Source organism: Pseudomonas sp. HY13-MNA-CIBAN-0226, from assembly GCF_040310305.1.
GTDB classification, from domain to species: domain Bacteria; phylum Pseudomonadota; class Gammaproteobacteria; order Pseudomonadales; family Pseudomonadaceae; genus Aquipseudomonas; species Aquipseudomonas gregormendelii.
Genome location: NZ_JBEOPS010000024.1, coordinates 60,852 through 77,730, shown reverse-complemented (window position 1 = coordinate 77,730; position 16,879 = coordinate 60,852). Strand labels below are relative to the sequence as shown.

At 55.3% G+C, this 16,879-nt stretch carries 16 protein-coding genes, 1 tRNA gene and 2 pseudogenes; 8 read left to right on the top strand and 11 right to left on the bottom strand.

Going from position 1 to position 16,879, the window contains the following annotated elements; translation table 11 throughout:
- Positions 1-56 precede the first annotated feature (56 nt).
- The 4 genes from AAEZ05_RS23855 to AAEZ05_RS23840 all read left to right on the top strand — a co-directional run bounded on the left by AAEZ05_RS23855 (position 57) and on the right by AAEZ05_RS23840 (position 4,404).
- Positions 57-287 (top strand): hypothetical protein, encoded by a 231-nt coding sequence (locus AAEZ05_RS23855; RefSeq protein ID WP_045060686.1) that lies wholly within the window; start codon positions 57-59, stop codon positions 285-287.
- A gap of 400 nt (positions 288-687) precedes the next feature.
- Entirely contained in the window at positions 688-1,932 is a 1,245-nt protein-coding gene (locus AAEZ05_RS23850) for a malic enzyme-like NAD(P)-binding protein (RefSeq protein ID WP_045060685.1), read from the top strand.
- Positions 1,933-2,285: 353 nt separating this feature from the next.
- Positions 2,286-3,047, top strand: coding sequence for a YoaK family protein (locus tag AAEZ05_RS23845; protein ID WP_045060684.1), 762 nt, complete (start codon positions 2,286-2,288; stop codon positions 3,045-3,047).
- A gap of 343 nt (positions 3,048-3,390) precedes the next feature.
- Positions 3,391-4,404 carry an isocitrate dehydrogenase gene (locus AAEZ05_RS23840; protein WP_045060683.1) on the top strand — a complete coding sequence of 338 codons (1,014 nt, stop codon included), beginning with the start codon at positions 3,391-3,393 and terminating at the stop codon, positions 4,402-4,404.
- Positions 4,405-4,942: 538 nt separating this feature from the next.
- On the opposite strand, the gene AAEZ05_RS23835 is transcribed toward AAEZ05_RS23840, so the two are convergent.
- Positions 4,943-5,173: a hypothetical protein gene (locus AAEZ05_RS23835; protein WP_045060682.1), complete on the bottom strand. Its 231-nt coding sequence runs from the start codon at positions 5,171-5,173 to the stop codon at positions 4,943-4,945.
- 520 nt (positions 5,174-5,693) lie between these two features.
- Here AAEZ05_RS23835 and AAEZ05_RS23830 point away from each other — a divergent pair.
- The 3 genes from AAEZ05_RS23830 (at position 5,694) to AAEZ05_RS23820 (ending at position 8,197) form a co-directional block, all read left to right on the top strand.
- A complete protein-coding gene (locus tag AAEZ05_RS23830; protein ID WP_149658773.1) occupies positions 5,694-5,960 on the top strand; it encodes a hypothetical protein in 267 nt (88 codons plus the stop codon).
- Between the two features lie 1,330 nt (positions 5,961-7,290).
- A complete protein-coding gene (locus AAEZ05_RS23825; protein WP_350649184.1) occupies positions 7,291-7,500 on the top strand; it encodes a hypothetical protein in 210 nt (69 codons plus the stop codon).
- 499 nt (positions 7,501-7,999) lie between these two features.
- Entirely contained in the window at positions 8,000-8,197 is a 198-nt protein-coding gene (locus AAEZ05_RS23820) for a hypothetical protein (RefSeq protein ID WP_350649182.1), read from the top strand.
- Between the two features lie 445 nt (positions 8,198-8,642).
- Here AAEZ05_RS23820 and AAEZ05_RS23815 read toward each other — a convergent pair.
- Positions 8,643-9,089 (bottom strand): annotated as a pseudogene (locus AAEZ05_RS23815) (lysis system i-spanin subunit Rz); the annotation flags it as partial.
- Between the two features lie 2 nt (positions 9,090-9,091).
- Here AAEZ05_RS23815 and AAEZ05_RS23810 point away from each other — a divergent pair.
- Positions 9,092-9,274, top strand: a pseudogene (locus AAEZ05_RS23810) (tyrosine-type recombinase/integrase); the annotation flags it as partial.
- Positions 9,275-9,352: 78 nt separating this feature from the next.
- Here AAEZ05_RS23810 and AAEZ05_RS23805 read toward each other — a convergent pair.
- The 9 genes from AAEZ05_RS23805 to thrS all read right to left on the bottom strand — a co-directional run bounded on the left by AAEZ05_RS23805 (position 9,353) and on the right by thrS (position 16,808).
- Positions 9,353-9,429 (bottom strand) — tRNA-Pro (locus AAEZ05_RS23805).
- 89 nt (positions 9,430-9,518) lie between these two features.
- Positions 9,519-9,875 carry a MerR family transcriptional regulator gene (locus AAEZ05_RS23800; RefSeq protein WP_350649178.1) on the bottom strand — a complete coding sequence of 119 codons (357 nt, stop codon included), beginning with the start codon at positions 9,873-9,875 and terminating at the stop codon, positions 9,519-9,521.
- Entirely contained in the window at positions 9,856-10,158 is a 303-nt protein-coding gene (gene ihfA, locus AAEZ05_RS23795; protein ID WP_002553164.1) for an integration host factor subunit alpha, read from the bottom strand. Before ihfA ends, AAEZ05_RS23800 begins: the two co-directional genes overlap by 20 nt.
- A 3-nt stretch (positions 10,159-10,161) precedes the next feature.
- Positions 10,162-12,543, bottom strand: coding sequence for a phenylalanine--tRNA ligase subunit beta (pheT, locus tag AAEZ05_RS23790; RefSeq protein WP_205893185.1), 2,382 nt, complete (start codon positions 12,541-12,543; stop codon positions 10,162-10,164).
- Between the two features lie 26 nt (positions 12,544-12,569).
- Positions 12,570-13,586, bottom strand: a complete 1,017-nt coding sequence (gene pheS / locus AAEZ05_RS23785) for a phenylalanine--tRNA ligase subunit alpha (RefSeq protein WP_007905876.1) — start codon at positions 13,584-13,586, stop codon at positions 12,570-12,572.
- A 109-nt stretch (positions 13,587-13,695) separates the two neighbouring features.
- Positions 13,696-14,052: a 50S ribosomal protein L20 gene (gene rplT / locus AAEZ05_RS23780; RefSeq protein ID WP_007905879.1), complete on the bottom strand. Its 357-nt coding sequence runs from the start codon at positions 14,050-14,052 to the stop codon at positions 13,696-13,698.
- 27 nt (positions 14,053-14,079) lie between these two features.
- Positions 14,080-14,274, bottom strand: coding sequence for a 50S ribosomal protein L35 (gene rpmI / locus AAEZ05_RS23775; RefSeq protein WP_008145659.1), 195 nt, complete (start codon positions 14,272-14,274; stop codon positions 14,080-14,082).
- Between the two features lie 60 nt (positions 14,275-14,334).
- Entirely contained in the window at positions 14,335-14,886 is a 552-nt protein-coding gene (gene infC / locus AAEZ05_RS23770; protein ID WP_176469887.1) for a translation initiation factor IF-3, read from the bottom strand.
- On the bottom strand, positions 14,886-16,808 hold the full coding sequence (thrS, locus tag AAEZ05_RS23765; protein WP_045057908.1) for a threonine--tRNA ligase: 1,923 nt from the start codon (positions 16,806-16,808) through the stop codon (positions 14,886-14,888). The genes infC and thrS overlap by 1 nt, the downstream gene beginning before the upstream one ends.
- Between the last annotated feature and the right edge of the window lie 71 nt (positions 16,809-16,879).

Here is a 16,879-nt window from a genome sequence, read left to right as displayed (position 1 = left end):
AGCGACCCTGTAGATACAGTGTCGAGAGCGCAGCAACATATGCCCGGAGACCCCGAATGAAACGCGAAGACGTCAAAACCAAACACGGTGAAGGCATGCACTTCGACACGCATGTGATAGTCAACCCGGCCAATACACACGAGTGGATCATTCTTTTTAAAAAGGAAGCCGGGAGAAGCTATTTTCTGGTCAATGACAATGAGGAAATTGAGTCATTTGGACACCTCGATGAACTGATCCGCGAGCTTCGAGAGCTGGGTATCAAGTCCGCCGAAGTTCATTTTTGATTGTTCCACCCAAGGCGTTCGATCATGTCAGTAAAGGTTGATCATGGCCTCCTCCCCTTTCGCTCCCCGCTATTTTGATCCGCTACACCGCGCTCATCCGCGCCACTCGTTCACCCCATGACTTGAGTGTCTGACGCGCAGGGCATTCGAGCGCGCAAAAAAAATGGCCACACAAGGTGGCCTAAGACGGGTTCAAGCATAGGAGGATCTCTATTGACCAATAGATACAGGCCCACCCTGAAGTCTTAGGGCCAATAGAGTGGGTCCGCTGGCTGATAAACCCCTTCATCAGCAGCGCGCAACTGACAATTTGATCCTGGTCTGTGGATCAGGACCTCGTTGCCTATCATTATAATAGTGTTAGCATGTGATTGTAATCAACATCTAATTAGGTGCTCGCATGACTACCGACTTCAAGAAGGCTGCACTGGATTACCACGAATTCCCAATCCCAGGAAAAATCAGCATCGCGCTGACCAAGCCTGCCGACACAGCCGCCCAGCTCGCACTGGCCTACAGCCCAGGCGTAGCGGAGCCCGTACGCGAAATTGCGAAGAATCCAGAGAACGCTTACCGCTTCACCGGTAAAGGCAATCTGGTGGCCGTGATCACCAACGGCACGGCCATTCTGGGCCTCGGCAATCTAGGCCCCTTGGCCAGCAAGCCGGTAATGGAAGGCAAAGCATTGCTGTTCAAGCGTTTCGCCGGAATCGATTCGATCGATATCGAAGTCAATGCCGAGAGCTCCCAGGCCTTTATCGAGACCGTCGTGCGCATTGCCGACACCTTTGGTGGCATCAACCTGGAAGACATCAAAGCGCCTGAGTGTTTTGAAATCGAAGAAGCACTGATCGAACAGTGCAGCATCCCAGTCTTCCATGACGACCAACACGGTACGGCCATCGTCACTGCCGCCGGCATGCTCAATGCACTTGAGATTCAGGGCAAAACCCTGGGTAATGCGAGAATTGTTTGCCTCGGCGCCGGTGCAGCTGCCACTGCTTGCATGCGCCTGCTGCTTAGTCTCGGCGCTCAAAAAAGCAACCTATACATGGTCGATCGTGTCGGTGTTATCCACTCCGCTCGGGAAGGCCTCAATCAATACAAAGCACAGTTCGTTAACGACGGTGGCCCTCGTACGCTGATGGAAGCCATGACCGGTGCTGACGTGTTTGTCGGCCTGTCTGGAGCCAATCTCCTCCCGGCAGAAGCATTGGCAGCGATGGCACCTAACCCGATCGTGTTTGCCTGCTCGAACCCGGACCCTGAAATCAGCTACGAGCTGGCCATGGCCACACGTGATGACCTGATCATGGCGACCGGTCGCTCTGATTACCCTAACCAGGTCAATAACGTTCTGGGCTTTCCGTTCATTTTCCGCGGGACGCTGGATGTTCGCGCAACCCGGATCAACGAAGCGATGAAAATTGCGGCAGTGGAAGCACTGCGCCAATTGGCCAAAGAGCCGACACCGGTGCAAGTGCTGCAAGCATTCAACGTCGATAAACTTGAGTTTGGCCGCGATTACATCCTCCCCAAAGCGCTCGATGCTCGCCTGCTCGGAGCAATAGCCGGTGCAGTGGCCAAGGCCGCTATCGACACCGGCGTTGCGAAGCTGCATTACCCGGCGCACTACCCGCTTTAAGCTGACGTCAATCATGCAGAAGTGCAGCAGCTACAAGACCTTTTTCACGGTTGGCAGCTGTTGCACCCCGGGTTATCCAGCCGCTGCACCTCCTGAATATCGACAGTCCGCCATTTTGCAAAATTACCCGCTTTTGGCCTATCGCCAAGTGAAGCTATCGCGATCCCCGGCAGGCAATCAGCACGCAGGTTTGCCATCCCAGGCAGTCCTGATCACCGATCAGAAGAAACGGCAGCCATCGGCTTCAACACTCAACGCGCAGCTCCGTCCAAATCGCGAGGACCAGGTGATATCAGATATACATAATCGGTTGGCTTTTTTGCTCCTCATCTGCTTGAGACAAGGGTGAATAAATGCCGATCAAATATGTCAGGAGTCTCACCGGGCGAAGGCGTACCACCGCCGCAAACCGACATCTTGGCTTCTCCTTGGCCTTCGTCGCGGGAGCAATCAACGCTGGCGGTTTCCTGGCAGTGCATCAGTACACCTCACACATGACGGGCATCGTCTCTTCGATGGCAGACAACAGTGTGCTGGGAGCCTACGACCTGGTACTTAGTGGCGCCGGCGCATTGTTGTCTTTTCTGGTTGGGGCTGCGTGCTCTGCGGTCATGGTCAATTACTCCCGACGCAGACGGATGCACAGTGAGTTTGCAGTGCCACTTTTGGTCGAGGCCTTTCTGCTTATCTGCTTTGGCTTTCTGGGCGCCCAACTATCCACAGTGAATGGTTTGTTCGTGTCAGTCACCGTGATGCTCCTGTGCTTCATCATGGGGCTACAAAACGCGGTGATCACCAAAATTTCAAAAGCCGAAATCCGAACGACACACATCACCGGCATCATCACGGACATCGGAATTGAGCTGGGAAAACTCCTCTACTGGAATGCCGCCAGCACATCGACACACCCAAAAGTTCTCGCCAATCGGACCCGGCTCAAAATACTGATACTGCTGGCGCTGAGTTTTTTCTTCGGCGGCGTGATGGGGGCATTTGGGTTCAAGCACATTGGTTACATCTCAACGGTACCGCTCGCGATGGTTCTGGTGACGCTGGCAATCGTGCCTGCCTTTGATGACGCCAGGCTTTTTGTCCGCCGCGCCATGCGAAAGTGAGCCAATGACTTTTGCTGAGCGCGCCCACCGCAAACATTAACATTATATGTTAATGTTATGCGCGTATTCGGTGGAGCAGTGACAGCACGCTTGATCCGGTAGCTCGCCCCGTAACAGCAGCATCCTCGAGTAGTTCTGTGCGGCGCGAGATCTGACATCCGTCTCAGGATGACCGTCATTTGATCCGCGATGACCTGCGCAGTCACGGCGCGGAGGATGAAACACAGCACACTGGCGCGGTGAAAGCCGTCAGACAGTCAATGCCTATCAGCAGACTCGTGACACCAGTCTCAATGACCCAATCAATACAGCAGGCTGACAAAGCTCTGTTAAGGAAGAGACCATGAGCAGAACAATCGCAATCATCAAGGGCGACGGCATCGGCCCCGAGATCATGCAAGCGACGCTACGCGTACTCGACGCCCTTGACTGCAATCTTCGCTACGACTTCGTTGAGGCCGGCCTGGAGGCGTTGCAGCAACATGGACAGCTGATGCCACCCGCCTCTATCGATACGATCGCCAAACATGGCATCGCACTTAAAGGCCCTCTGACGACACCGATTGGCCGTGGGTTCTCATCGATCAACGTTCACCTTCGCCGCCATTTCGATCTCTACGCCAATGTTCGACCAGCGATCAGTTTCCCGGGAACCCGTTCGCGCTTCGAAGATATCGACATCATCACAGTGCGCGAAAATACCGAGGGGGCTTACTTACCCGAAGGACAGAGTATTTCAGAAGACGGCGAAGTCGCTTTGGCGAGCATCCGCGTAACACGCACCGCCTCCGAACGCATCGTGCGATACGCGTTCGAGCTGGCTCGTAGCAAAGGCCGCAAGAAAGTTACCGCGGTGCACAAGGCCAACATCATAAAGTCTTGCTCCGGTTTGTTTCTTGAGGTTGCGCGCGAGGTCGCTGCGGATTATCCGGAAATCGAATTCCACGAAATGATCGTCGACAACGCCTGTATGCAGTTGGTAATGAACCCCCATCAATTCGATGTCATTGTCACCACCAACCTGTTTGGTGACATCCTTTCAGACTTGTGCGCAGGCCTGGTGGGTGGATTGGGCTTGGCGCCCGGGTCTAACATCGGCGCCGATGCGGCCATCTTCGAAGCGGTCCACGGTTCGGCACCGGACATCGCTGGCAAGAATATCGCAAACCCTTGTGCATTGTTGTTGGCTGCCGCGGACATGCTTGATTATATGGGCATGGTGGACAAGGGGACACGCATTCGTACCGCTATCCGCGTTGTTTTGAAAACCGCCTGCGATCAGGTGACACCGGATATGGGGGGAACCGGAACGACTGAGTCCTTCGCTGACGCCTTGGTGGCCTACTTGCGTGACTAGATAGACGTAATCGCCAGCTCAGTCAGAGCTGGCGTTTTTATATCCTGCGCTACGCCTACCGCCCCTCTTTGATTGAAGAGAAATCAAAATGCCCAAGAGGGGTAGGTCTTTACCCATCAGCACCGACTACAGGCAAAATTACCCACGAATCACTGGCGCCCCTTCGCAACAGGAAGACAGGCAACCCGATTAAAAAACCTCCTGGTGCTCCTCTGATTGGAACTTATAACTCGTCGAGTCTTGCACCACCCTCAAGCAGGGAATCTTGTTATTTTTTTTATGTTTCAATCTTTATAATAAAACAAGGGCAACACATTTAATTACTTACTGCAGTTTCTGTCGCCGGTTGCCGGCACTGCATACGGGTATATATGTGGAGCTTCTATACGCTCTTTCAGCTTTGCCGCATAGTCCTTTGCACCCTGCTCATTGCGGAACTGAATTCGCCGGACACCTACACACACGGACCATAGATCTTCACTCTGACTAGACAGATGTTCGACCCTGACAGACATGACGACACTCCAAGAAAAAAAATTCAAAAATGAATTTCAGCCACCTTGATACCGATTTCACGCAGCTCATGAATCAAATCATCAAGGTGTCGGAAGGGTTCAATTTCTTCATTGTCATTGACCAGGAAAAAGCTTCTTCCTGCTTCCTTTTTAAAGAATGCGATCCACTCCTGGGTGTTGGCCGGATTGGCAATTAAATGGGTGTCAAACTGAATGCCTTCAGCGTGTTTGATTTTTACGTCCTCACGTTTCATGCAGCTCTCCAAGCGCTCACATCTTTCTGTTCTCATGCGTGATTTGCCTCCCGGCAGTTGAGCAAAGCCGTCGCTCCCGCCTGAGGCAAGGTCGAGCAGATTGCCTTTCTATTATCACCGCATGATAATATTATGCACATATGAACCCCCGGAGGCTAGTCATGAACAAAACCACCGATCTCTATGAGGTACGCCGGCCTGAGCGCTGCCACCCAATTCTTTGTCTTTGAAAGCCCACAACCTTGCGGGTAAGCGTCAAGTGATAAAGCTCTGACGGCCAGATCGAGGACATAGCCGAACCCAAAAAGCTCTCACGATCAGCAATGAGCTATCAGCTCCACACCCTGGAGGTAATTGCCTGTACGGGTTCATAGTGACTTACTTCACCGTGATGATTGCACCTTCAAGTGCACATAGGACGTCATTTTAAAAGACATGAGATGAGTCCCTCGCCACAACGGATCGCCTTTGCTTTTGATTTACCGCGTACGGTTTCTGAATTTTAAGGACGAAAGTCATCATGCGAAAAACAGAAATTAAAATGTGTGTCCCGCTCAATGTGCCGACACTAGAGCCCGGGCAGCGATTGTTGGTTTGCCTTGAGCAATGCGTCGTCGTCCAGCAGCGAGAAACAAAAATCTATCAGGTTGTTTTTGACTGCAAAGCACCTAAAACAACACGAATTCTTTGGACAGAGGACGAGTGGATTTTCATCGGCAGGCACAAGCAAAATGCTGAAAAAGATCCTTTGCTGGCTACATTTGTATCAACACTAAAAACTGAGTAGAGGGTTTCCTACATAATGTTAAAAATAACTATCAGTGTAGGGCATTAACTGCTTAAAGACGCTTAACGCTGATTACTTGCAGGGGCGTACTTTAAATATTCTCTCGAATCAAGCCCGTGGCCATTGATCACCAACAATGGAACTCCCATGGAGCGCTCATAATCTGCGCGAAGCGCGAAGAAGCTGTCCTCCGCCCGGCCGTCGAGCAGCGGCATCGGGTCAGTTTCTGTGCATATAGAAAAGCTGCCCATGTCTCACACGCCAGCTTTGGCGCCTGGCAGCTTGCCCCATGGATAACCGCAAACCTGCAGGGCTGATACGAGCATCATCATGTGGTTTGGGAATGACGATCGGTATCGCTCTAATGCAGCTGACTGTCGATCCATTGCCCAGCCGCCACCATCGCCTCGGCCAGCGCACTGGGGCCGAGAAAGCCATCAGATGCTGGGGTGTAAAGCTGTATGGATATCGTGAAGTTTCCACCTAGAGCCAGTGGTTTTGTGGGGGTAAAAACAATCAAAAATAAAAAAGGGTCGCGAGATAAAATCTCGCAACCCTTTGAATTATATGGTCGGGACGGAGTGATTCGAACACTCTACCCCTAGCACCCCATGCTTGCAGGGGCGCTAAAGAGCTATACAGAACAGTCCTTTGGAACGGCGCCCACTGCAATCGATGGTTGAACATGACTAACCGTGTTTTACGAATCCCCGCAAAAGTCCCTACAGGGTTTCGACAAGAAAACCCCTGCATCCCGGCGTCCTGCCGACCGCACAAACATCAACCTCGCCAAATATTTCAGCAGCTTTTCTAGCTCTGCTTCGAAAATCACAAAGAGTGTTTCCGCGCCACCCAGAGCACTGTTTTTTTTGACGTCAAAAATTGATGCTTTGCCATTATTTCGCCACCAGCTACGATCCGCAGACGACCTATGCATTGGGTAAAATATGAGCATCGCACCGAAGCATGGCTGGAAATGGGCCTACAAAAAACTGCGCGGACTGGACTGCTCACGACGAGCGGCCTTTTACAGGGCGACGCTCTATTCAATTCGAGGCGATACGGGATCGTTTTACGTCGACCGGAGCTGGGAGAAGGTCCGCCTTCGTCGTTAATTGTGTGCCATCAACAGGAAGTCCGGATCATTCTTACTCCGGGCGTCTATGGCCCAGCCCAAGACCACACTTCAGTAATGCAGCAGTAACATCGGGAATGGCCTGCAGGTCTTTTGTTTCGCGAGTATGCATTGACGATTATCTAAAACCTTCTGCCGACCGAATACCAACCCTTTTTTTGACTGCTACGCCGACCTCTTCACGGAGGAATCTCGATGCCCAACCCAGACCTGCTTCCTTCACTGCTCTTCAAAATCAACGAAAACCAGCTTGCCCTGGAGGCTGCCATCATGGAGCTAAAGATTTGGGTCGAGCAGCGCGCTGCAACCGAGGTCGGTGGCAATGTGAGAGGTGCCTTGGAAACGATCGACAAAAATGAAGAGTTCATCAAGATGACGCTGGCGGTGATGATGACGCCGGAGTGATCGCTCACAGGCAGAAATCGGCCGATTCTGTTGAAAAAATCGGCCATGGTTCTTGCGGCATAAAAGTGCGCGTCACAGGATGAGGGTTCAGCGACAGTGGCCTCGAAACGCGGGGCCATGGAAAACATAGGCGTGTCTGAAAATGGCACAGTTCTACCGATGACCGCCCATCAGCTAGATTCCGCGCCCGGAGCAGGCCACTAAACTTCACAAGGGGGATGAAATCAACGCACTTCAAATCAGGAGCTCTGTGATGAACAGAAAATCTTGGCTGGCGTTGGTAGTGACGGTAGGGGCGATTTCAGGTTGCGCAAGCAGAACCGAGATTGTCGATGTCCCCCTCAATGCTACCCCGCAAAACGCAGAGCATGTCGCTCGAGCCACCCTCAGTCCGGTGGGCAACCAAACCAGTATCTGGCTCACCGTCGCTGGTGTCCCTCACGACTTGGCCGTACCTAGCCGCCTCGTTAGTGCTATCTACTCTGGCTCGTGCCAGCGGTTGAGTGCACAACCGGTGTACGAGACCCGTCAGGCCAACAGCGTCGAGTATCCATCGTTGGCCCCGCGTACCCAGCATTGGGCCCAGGCGCCGGTGGCGCTGAGCGAACTGACCAAGGGTGACTATGTCTTGCTCGTTCGCACCAGCTCAGCGGACGGTAGCCGCCCCCTTTTCTGCGGCAACATCAGCGCGAGCTAGGGGCACATCAAGCAAATCGCTCGGAACCGTGGCCTGCTCAAATCTGCCAGGCCACGGTGAGGCCTTCATCAGTACTGCCGCCAATACTGAGGTGCCAGTAGCCGCAAGGTCCACGCACGCCATCGGCGTAGCTTGTCAGGGTGGCGATACCAAGCCTTCGATTGATCGAAAGGTGGCGTCAAGCTCAAGCCTGATCACGCCGCAAAAGCCTGCGAATCTGCGGTTATACAACCTCGAGCGAATGATGAGCATCTTTGGCATTTGGGGATTGCTTGAAGCGATCAAGGCATGATCATATCGCTGCAACGTCGGTAAGAGGCTATGTTGACCGCACAGGCCAATCGTTACTTCCTACTACCAACTTCACAGGCAATCCAAAAAATCTCAGCCTTGAACGTATCAAGTGTGTTTTCGCACAGTCTGGGTCGATTGTAGCCCCCAATCATCAGCGCAAAACTTCCCTTACATATGCCTGGCATGAAGCGAGCGCAATCAATCCTTGGTCGCCGGCGTCGGTGATTCCGATAATTCGTTGAGCATGCGCTGGGTCAAGTCGGGCGCGCGCTCCTCCATGAACCACGCCGCCGGCGCCGGTATCGGCTGGCACTGAACAGCCACTGGCTGTATCCGTTGCGTCGAGAAGGACTGACAGCCGCAAATCAGAAGTGGCAAGGCGATCGCGCAGGCGACCTTGGTCTTTTTGAGCACCGCTCAGCTCCTTGTAGTGGGTTTGGTCGCTGGCCGCCAGTCGCTGCTCGAGCGCCAAGCGTTGTTCCTGATCCGCGCGCACCTGGGCGGCGGCTGCGTTGCTGATGAAGGTCAGGTCTGCCTGATACGTGGCGGACTGCTCGGCGAGTTGCTTACCGTAGCGCCAGTCCAGCACCTTCCATGCCCCGCCTACGTGCGGCTGGCGTGACGGAGGAAGATCGGAAAGCGCTGCTCGGCCACAAGAACGGCAGCATCACCAGTCACTACTCGGGCGCTGAGCTCGGGCATTTGATCGAAGCTGCGAACATGGTATCAGCAACCGATTCGCGTGGACCGGTCCTGACAATCTTGAAGAGGAGGCAGGCGTGAAAAATCGAGAAGTCACGCAAAAGTCACGCACATGAAAAAGCCCAACTCGCTAAAGTTGGGCTAAGTCATTGAATAATATGGTCGGGACGGAGTGATTCGAACACTCGACCCCTAGCACCCCATGCTAGTGCGCTACCGGACTGCGCTACGCCCCGACTAGGCGTGAAACTCATCCTTCACCTCGAAGGACGCTCAAGAATATATCGCAAGCTTTTGAAAACTGGAAGTATTTAAAAGCAAAAAATCATTTCTTGAGTACAACCAGCACATCTTCCAACTCGGCAATCATCTGCCGGATCATCTGTTTGTACTGGGTGGTGTCATCTTTGGCTTCGTCGCCGGACAAACGCAAGCGTGCGCCGCCGATGGTGAAGCCATGATCGTAAAGAAGCGCGCGGATCTGCCGGATCATCAGCACGTCTTGTCGCTGATAATACCGGCGGTTTCCGCGGCGTTTGACGGGGTTGAGTTGAGGAAACTCCTGCTCCCAATAGCGCAGAACGTGCGGTTTTACCGCACACAGCTCGCTGACTTCACCAATGGTGAAGTAGCGTTTGCCTGGGATGACGGGTAGCTCGTCGTTATGACTTGGTTCCAGCATAAGCCTCAACTCGGGCCTTCAACTTCTGCCCTGGACGAAAGGTGACCACACGGCGAGCCGTGATCGGGATTTCTTCTCCCGTTTTCGGATTGCGGCCAGGCCGCTGGCGTTTGTCCCGAAGGTCGAAATTGCCGAAACCGGACAATTTGACTTGTTCGTTGTCTTCCAGAGCGTGCCTGATTTCTTCAAAAAACAGTTCGACCAATTCCTTGGCCTCCCGTTTATTCAGGCCCAACTCCTCATACAGACGTTCCGCCATCTCAGCTTTCGTCAGAGCCCCCATACGTCACTTCCTTAACGTGGCGTTCAACCTTTGTTCGAGCGAGGTGAGGATATTTTGCGTCGTGGTATTCACCTCATCGTCATTAAGAGTGCGCGATGGATGCTGCCAGGTCAAGCCGACTGCAAGGCTTTTTCTATCAGGATCAATGCCTTTACCCTGATACACGTCAAATAGCCTGAGGTCTGTCAGCCATTCGCCTGCATTTTCACGGATTACGTCGAGAACGGCGCTGGCTGCGACGTCTTTTTCCGCGATCAGGGCCAGGTCACGTCGCACTTCAGGAAAGCGCGATAACTCCTGGAATTTAGGCATTTTACCCAGTGCCACTTCCGCCAGAACCAGCTCGAATACGAACACCGGACGGTCGAGACCGAGGGTTTTCGATAATTCCGGGTGGATGGCGCCGACGAAGCCGACCAGGCGACCTTCGCGTTCGATGCGCGCGGTTTGACCCGGGTGCAGCGCTGGGTGTTTGCCCGGCACGAACGTGAACGAATCCAGTGCGCCGGCGAAGCCCAATACGGCTTCCACGTCGGCCTTGACGTCGAAGAAGTCGACGACGTCGCGACCTTGCGCCCAGCCTTCCGGCAGGCGGCTGCCGCACACTACACCGGCGATCATCGGCTCTTGCTTGAGGCCGTCGAGTTGACCGACGAACCGCAGGCCGCTTTCGAACAGGCGCACGCGATCCTGCTGGCGGTTCAGGTTGTGCTGAAGCGCCTTGACCAGGCCTGGCCACAGCGACGAACGCATGGCAGCCATGTCGTTGGAGATCGGGTTGGCCAAGAGCAGTGGTTCAACACCTGGATTAAACAACTCGAACTGTTTCGGATCGATGAAACTGTAGGTGATCGCTTCCTGGTAACCACGGGCGACCAGCAGTCGACGCAGTTCTGGCAGGTCACTGCGGGCTTCGGCCTTGGCTTGCGGCGCCAGGCGGGCTTGCGGGTAGCGCACCGGCAGGCGGTTGTAGCCGTACAGGCGAGCCAGTTCTTCGATCAGGTCGACTTCCAGGCTGATGTCGAAGCGATGGCTTGGCACTTCTACGCGCCACTGCCCTGCCCCGTCGGCGGAAATTTTAAGGCCCAGGCCGTTGAGCAGGCGCTCGACTTCGGCCGGTTCCATTTCCATGCCGAGCATCTGGCTGATGCGCTGGGCACGCAGGGTGACCGGTGCGATCGACGGCAGGTGCTGTTCGCTGACGGTTTCGATGATCGGGCCGGCTTCGCCGCCGGTGATTTCCAGCAGCAGGCCGGTGGCGCGCTCCATGGCTTCACGGGCCAGCTGCCAGTCCACGCCACGCTCGTAGCGGTGCGAGGCGTCGGTGTGCAGGCCGTAGGAACGGGCCTTGCCAGCGACGGCGATCTGGTCGAAGAACGCGCTTTCGAGGAATACGTCGCGAGTGGTCGCGGTGTTGACGCCGCTGTGCTCGCCACCCATGACGCCGGCAATCGCCAGGGCGCGGGTGTGGTCGGCGATGACCAGGGTATCGCTACGCAGGCTGACTTCCTGACCGTCGAGCAGTACCAGTTTTTCGCCTTCTTCGGCCATGCGCACGCGGATGCCGCCATTGATTTCGGCGAGATCGAAAGCGTGCAGCGGTTGACCCAGTTCCAGCATCACGTAGTTGGTGATGTCGACGGCAGCGTCGATGCTACGGACGTCGGAACGACGCAGGCGCTCGACCATCCACAGTGGCGTTGGCTTGGACAGGTCGACGTTACGGATCACGCGGCCCAGGTAGCGCGGGCAAGCGGCCGGCGCCAGGACTTCGACCGAGCGCACTTCGTCGTGCACGGCGGGCACAGTGGCCACGACCGGACGGGTGACCTGGGCGGCGTACAGCGCGCCGACTTCACGGGCCAGGCCGGCCACGGACAGGCAGTCGCCGCGGTTCGGGGTAAGGTCGACCTCGATGCTGGCGTCGTCCAGGCCCAGGTATTCACGGATGTCCTGGCCAACCGGTGCATCGACCGGCAATTCCATCAGGCCATCGTTGCCTTCGCCAACCTGCAGTTCGGCTTGCGAGCACAGCATGCCGTTGGACTCAACGCCACGCAGCTTGGCTTTCTTGATCTTGAAGTCGCCTGGCAGCTCGGCACCGATCATGGCGAACGGGATCTTCAGGCCCGGACGCACGTTAGGCGCACCGCACACGATCTGGAAGGTTTCGGCGCCATTGCTGACTTGGCACACACGCAGCTTGTCGGCGTCCGGGTGCTGCTCGGTGCTCAGCACCTCGCCCACGACCACGCCACTGAATTCACCGGCGGCCAGCGTGACGCTGTCGACCTCAAGACCGGCCATCGACAGACGAGCAACCAGCTCGTCGCGACTTACCTGCGGGCTTACCCAGCCGCGCAGCCATTGTTCACTGAATTTCATCCTGCTCTCCTAAGAATTCGTTACGACTAGCGAAATTGCGCGAGGAACCGCAAGTCGTTGTCGAAGAACAGACGCAAGTCGTTCACGCCGTAACGCAGCATGGCCAGACGCTCGACGCCCATGCCAAAGGCAAAGCCCGAAAACTCTTCCGGGTCGATCCCGGACATGCGCAGCACGTTCGGGTGAACCATGCCGCAGCCCATGACTTCCAGCCAGCCAGTCTGTTTGCAGACACGGCAGCCTTTACCGCTGCACATCACGCATTCCATGTCGACTTCAGCGGATGGCTCGGTGAACGGGAAGTACGAAGGACGAAAGCGCACCGCCAGTTCCTTCTCGAAGAACACCCGCAGGAATTCTTCGATGGTGCCCTTGAGGTCGGCGAAATTGATGTCGCGATCGACCAGCAGGCCTTCGACCTGGTGGAACATCGGCGAGTGGGTGATATCCGAGTCGCTACGGTACACACGGCCTGGGCAGACGATGCGGATCGGCGGCTGTTTCGATTCCATGGTGCGGACCTGTACCGGCGAGGTATGGGTGCGCAGCAACATGTTGGCATTAAAATAGAAGGTGTCATGCATCGACCGGGCCGGGTGGTGGCCTGGGATGTTGAGCGCTTCGAAGTTGTGGTAGTCGTCTTCGACCTCAGGGCCTTCGGCGATGCCGTAGCCGATGTGGGTGAAGAACTGTTCGATTCGTTCCAGAGTACGCGTAACCGGATGCAGACCACCCGAGGTCTGGCCGCGGCCAGGCAGGGTCACGTCAATGGACTCGGCAGACAGTTTGGCGGCCAGGTCGGCCTCTTCAAACAGTGCCTTGCGGGCATTGAGAACCTCTGTGACACGCTCCTTGGCAACGTTGATCAGGGCGCCGACTTGCGGACGCTCTTCTGCCGGCAGATTTCCCAGGGTCTTCATCACCTGAGTCAATTCGCCCTTCTTGCCAAGGTAGTGAACCCGGATTTGCTCCAGGGCATTGATATCTTCAGCGCTTTGCACAGCCTCTAGTGCTTGAGAGACGAGCGCATCCAGGTTTTCCATGTACAGACTCCAGATACAAAATAGGGGAAGAGCTTGAAGGCTCTTCCCCTATTTATGACGTTTAACACCTGGCCCCACAAAGGTGAGGCAGGGTGACTGTCGGGGGTACTTAAGCCAAGGTGGCTTTAGCTTTCTCGACAATCGCAGCAAACGCCGCTTTTTCGTTCACTGCCAGATCAGCCAGAACCTTACGGTCGATCTCGATGGACGCTTTTTTCAGGCCGGCGATGAAACGGCTGTAGGACAGACCGTTGATACGTGCACCAGCGTTGATACGAGCGATCCACAGAGCGCGGAACTGACGTTTTTTCTGACGACGGTCACGGTAGGCGTATTGGCCTGCCTTGATTACCGCTTGCTTGGCAACACGGAATACGCGCGAACGAGCGCCGTAGTAGCCTTTAGCAAGTTTCAGAATTTTTTTGTGACGTTTACGGGCAATGACGCCACGCTTTACACGAGCCATGAGTTACTTCCTCTATTCTTGACTAAATTAACGAAGGCGCAGCATGCGCTCGACTTTTGCCACGTCACACGGTGCCAGCAAGCTGCTACCGCGCAGTTGACGCTTACGCTTGGTCGACATTTTAGTCAGGATGTGGCTCTTGAAAGCGTGCTTGTGCTTGATACCGTTAGCAGTTTTCAGAAACCGCTTAGCAGCACCACTTTTAGTTTTCATTTTTGGCATGTTCGGATACTCCGCATTCAGTTGATAAACATAATCAGTAGGCCTGCCGTGCCCAAATGATTACTTCTTCTTTTTCGGGGCGATGACCATGATCAGTTGGCGTCCTTCCATCTTAGGATGCTGTTCGACAGAACCGTACTCGAGCAAGTCACCTTCAACTCGCTTGAGGAGTTCCATCCCCAGCTCCTGGTGGGCCATCTCACGGCCGCGGAATCGCAAGGATACCTTGGCCCTGTCCCCATCACTCAGGAAACGTACCAGGTTGCGCAGTTTTACCTGGTAATCCCCTTCCTCCGTCCCTGGACGAAACTTGATTTCTTTAACCTGGATCTGCTTCTGGTTCTTCTTGGCTGCGGCAACCTGCTTCTTCTTTTCGAAGATCGATTTGCCGTAGTCCATCAGCTTGCAGACAGGAGGTACAGCATCGGCGGAAATTTCCACCAAATCGAGCTTGGCTTCTTCAGCCTTAAGAAGCGCGTCTTCAATTGACACAATCCCAAGCTGCTCGCCTTCAGCCCCAATTAACCGAACCTCGCGTGCCGAGATATTCTCGTTGATCGGGGCTTTCGGTGCAGCTCGTTTATCTTGTCTCATTTCACGCTTAATAGTAATTACTCCGAATCTGGGCGACCACGCCGGGAAACCGCTTGCGCGAGAAACTCAGCGAACTGGGCGACGGGCATCGAGCCCAGGTCAGCACCTTCACGAGTACGCACAGCGACAGTCTGCATCTCGACTTCCCGATCTCCGATAACCAAGAGATAGGGAACCTTGAGCAAAGTATGCTCGCGGATTTTAAAGCCGATCTTTTCATTTCTCAAGTCAGACTTGGCACGAAATCCGCTTTCGTTGAGAGTTTTTTCAACTTCAGCGGCAAAATCAGCCTGCTTGTCAGTGATATTCATGATCACTGCCTGGGTCGGAGCCAGCCACGCAGGGAACGCGCCCTCGTAGTGCTCGATCAGGATTCCAACGAAACGTTCGAAGGAGCCGAGGATCGCCCGGTGCAACATAACCGGGTGCTTGCGACTGTTGTCTTCGGAGACGTATTCGGCTCCCAGACGGACAGGCAGGTTAAAATCGAGCTGCAGAGTACCACACTGCCAGACGCGGCCAAGGCAATCTTTCAGCGAGAACTCGATCTTCGGACCGTAGAAAGCGCCTTCGCCCGGCTGCAGATCGTACGGCAGGCCCGCGCTATCAAGGGCTGCAGCCAGGGCAGCCTCGGCGCGATCCCACAGTTCGTCGGAACCTACGCGTTTTTCCGGACGAGTGGACAACTTCATCTCGACGTCTTTAAAGCCGAAATCGGCGTAGACGTCCATGGTCAGCTTGATGAATGCGGCGGATTCGGCCTGCATCTGCTCTTCGGTGCAGAAGATGTGGGCGTCGTCCTGGGTGAAGGCACGCACGCGCATGATGCCGTGCAACGCACCCGATGGCTCGTTACGATGGCAGGCACCGAACTCGGCCAGGCGCATCGGCAGCTCACGGTAGCTTTTCAGGCCCTGGTTGAACACCTGCACGTGGCACGGGCAGTTCATCGGCTTGATGGCGTAGTCGCGGTTTTCCGACTGGGTGGTGAACATGTTGTCGGCGTAGTTGGCCCAGTGCCCGGATTTCTCCCACAGGCTGCGGTCAACGACTTGCGGAGTCTTGATCTCCAGGTAGCCGTTGTCGCGCTGAACCTTGCGCATGTACTGCTCGAGCACCTGGTACAGGGTCCAGCCGTTCGGGTGCCAGAACACCATGCCCGGCGACTCTTCCTGGGTGTGGAACAGGCCCAGGCGCTTGCCGATCTTGCGGTGATCGCGCTTTTCAGCTTCTTCGATGCGCTGGATGTAAGCCGCCAGCTGCTTCTTGTCAGCCCAGGCGGTGCCGTAGACGCGCTGCAATTGCTCGTTCTTGGCATCGCCGCGCCAGTAGGCGCCGGACAACTTGGTCAGCTTGAAGGATTTGAGGAAACGGGTGTTCGGTACGTGCGGGCCGCGGCACATGTCGACGTATTCTTCGTGATAGTACAGACCCATGGCCTGTTCGTTCGGCATGTCCTCGACCAGGCGCAACTTGTAGTCTTCGCCACGAGCCTTGAACACTTCGATCACTTCGGCGCGCGGAGTGACTTTCTTGATCACGTCGTAATCTTTCTCGATCAGCTGCTGCATGCGCTGTTCGATCGCGGCCAGGTCGTCCGGGGTGAAAGGACGCTCGAAGGCGATGTCGTAATAGAAGCCTTCGTCGATGACCGGACCGATGACCATCCTGGCGGTCGGATACAGCTGCTTGACCGCGTGGCCAACCAGGTGGGCGCAAGAGTGGCGAATGATCTCCAGCCCCTCTTCATCCTTTGGCGTGATGATTTGCAGCGTGGAATCGCTGCTGATGATGTCGCTGGCGTCGACCAGCTGGCCATTGACCTTGCCGGCCACGGTGGCTTTGGCCAGGCCAGCACCAATGGATGCGGCGACCTCGGCTACGGAAACCGGGTGATCAAATGAACGTTGACTGCCGTCGGGAAGAGTAATAGTTGGCATGGCGCCTCCTCTCCTAGTGGTGACCCCTACCAAAGGTCACGTGGGTTGGGATGAGCCAGTACAAGATCCGG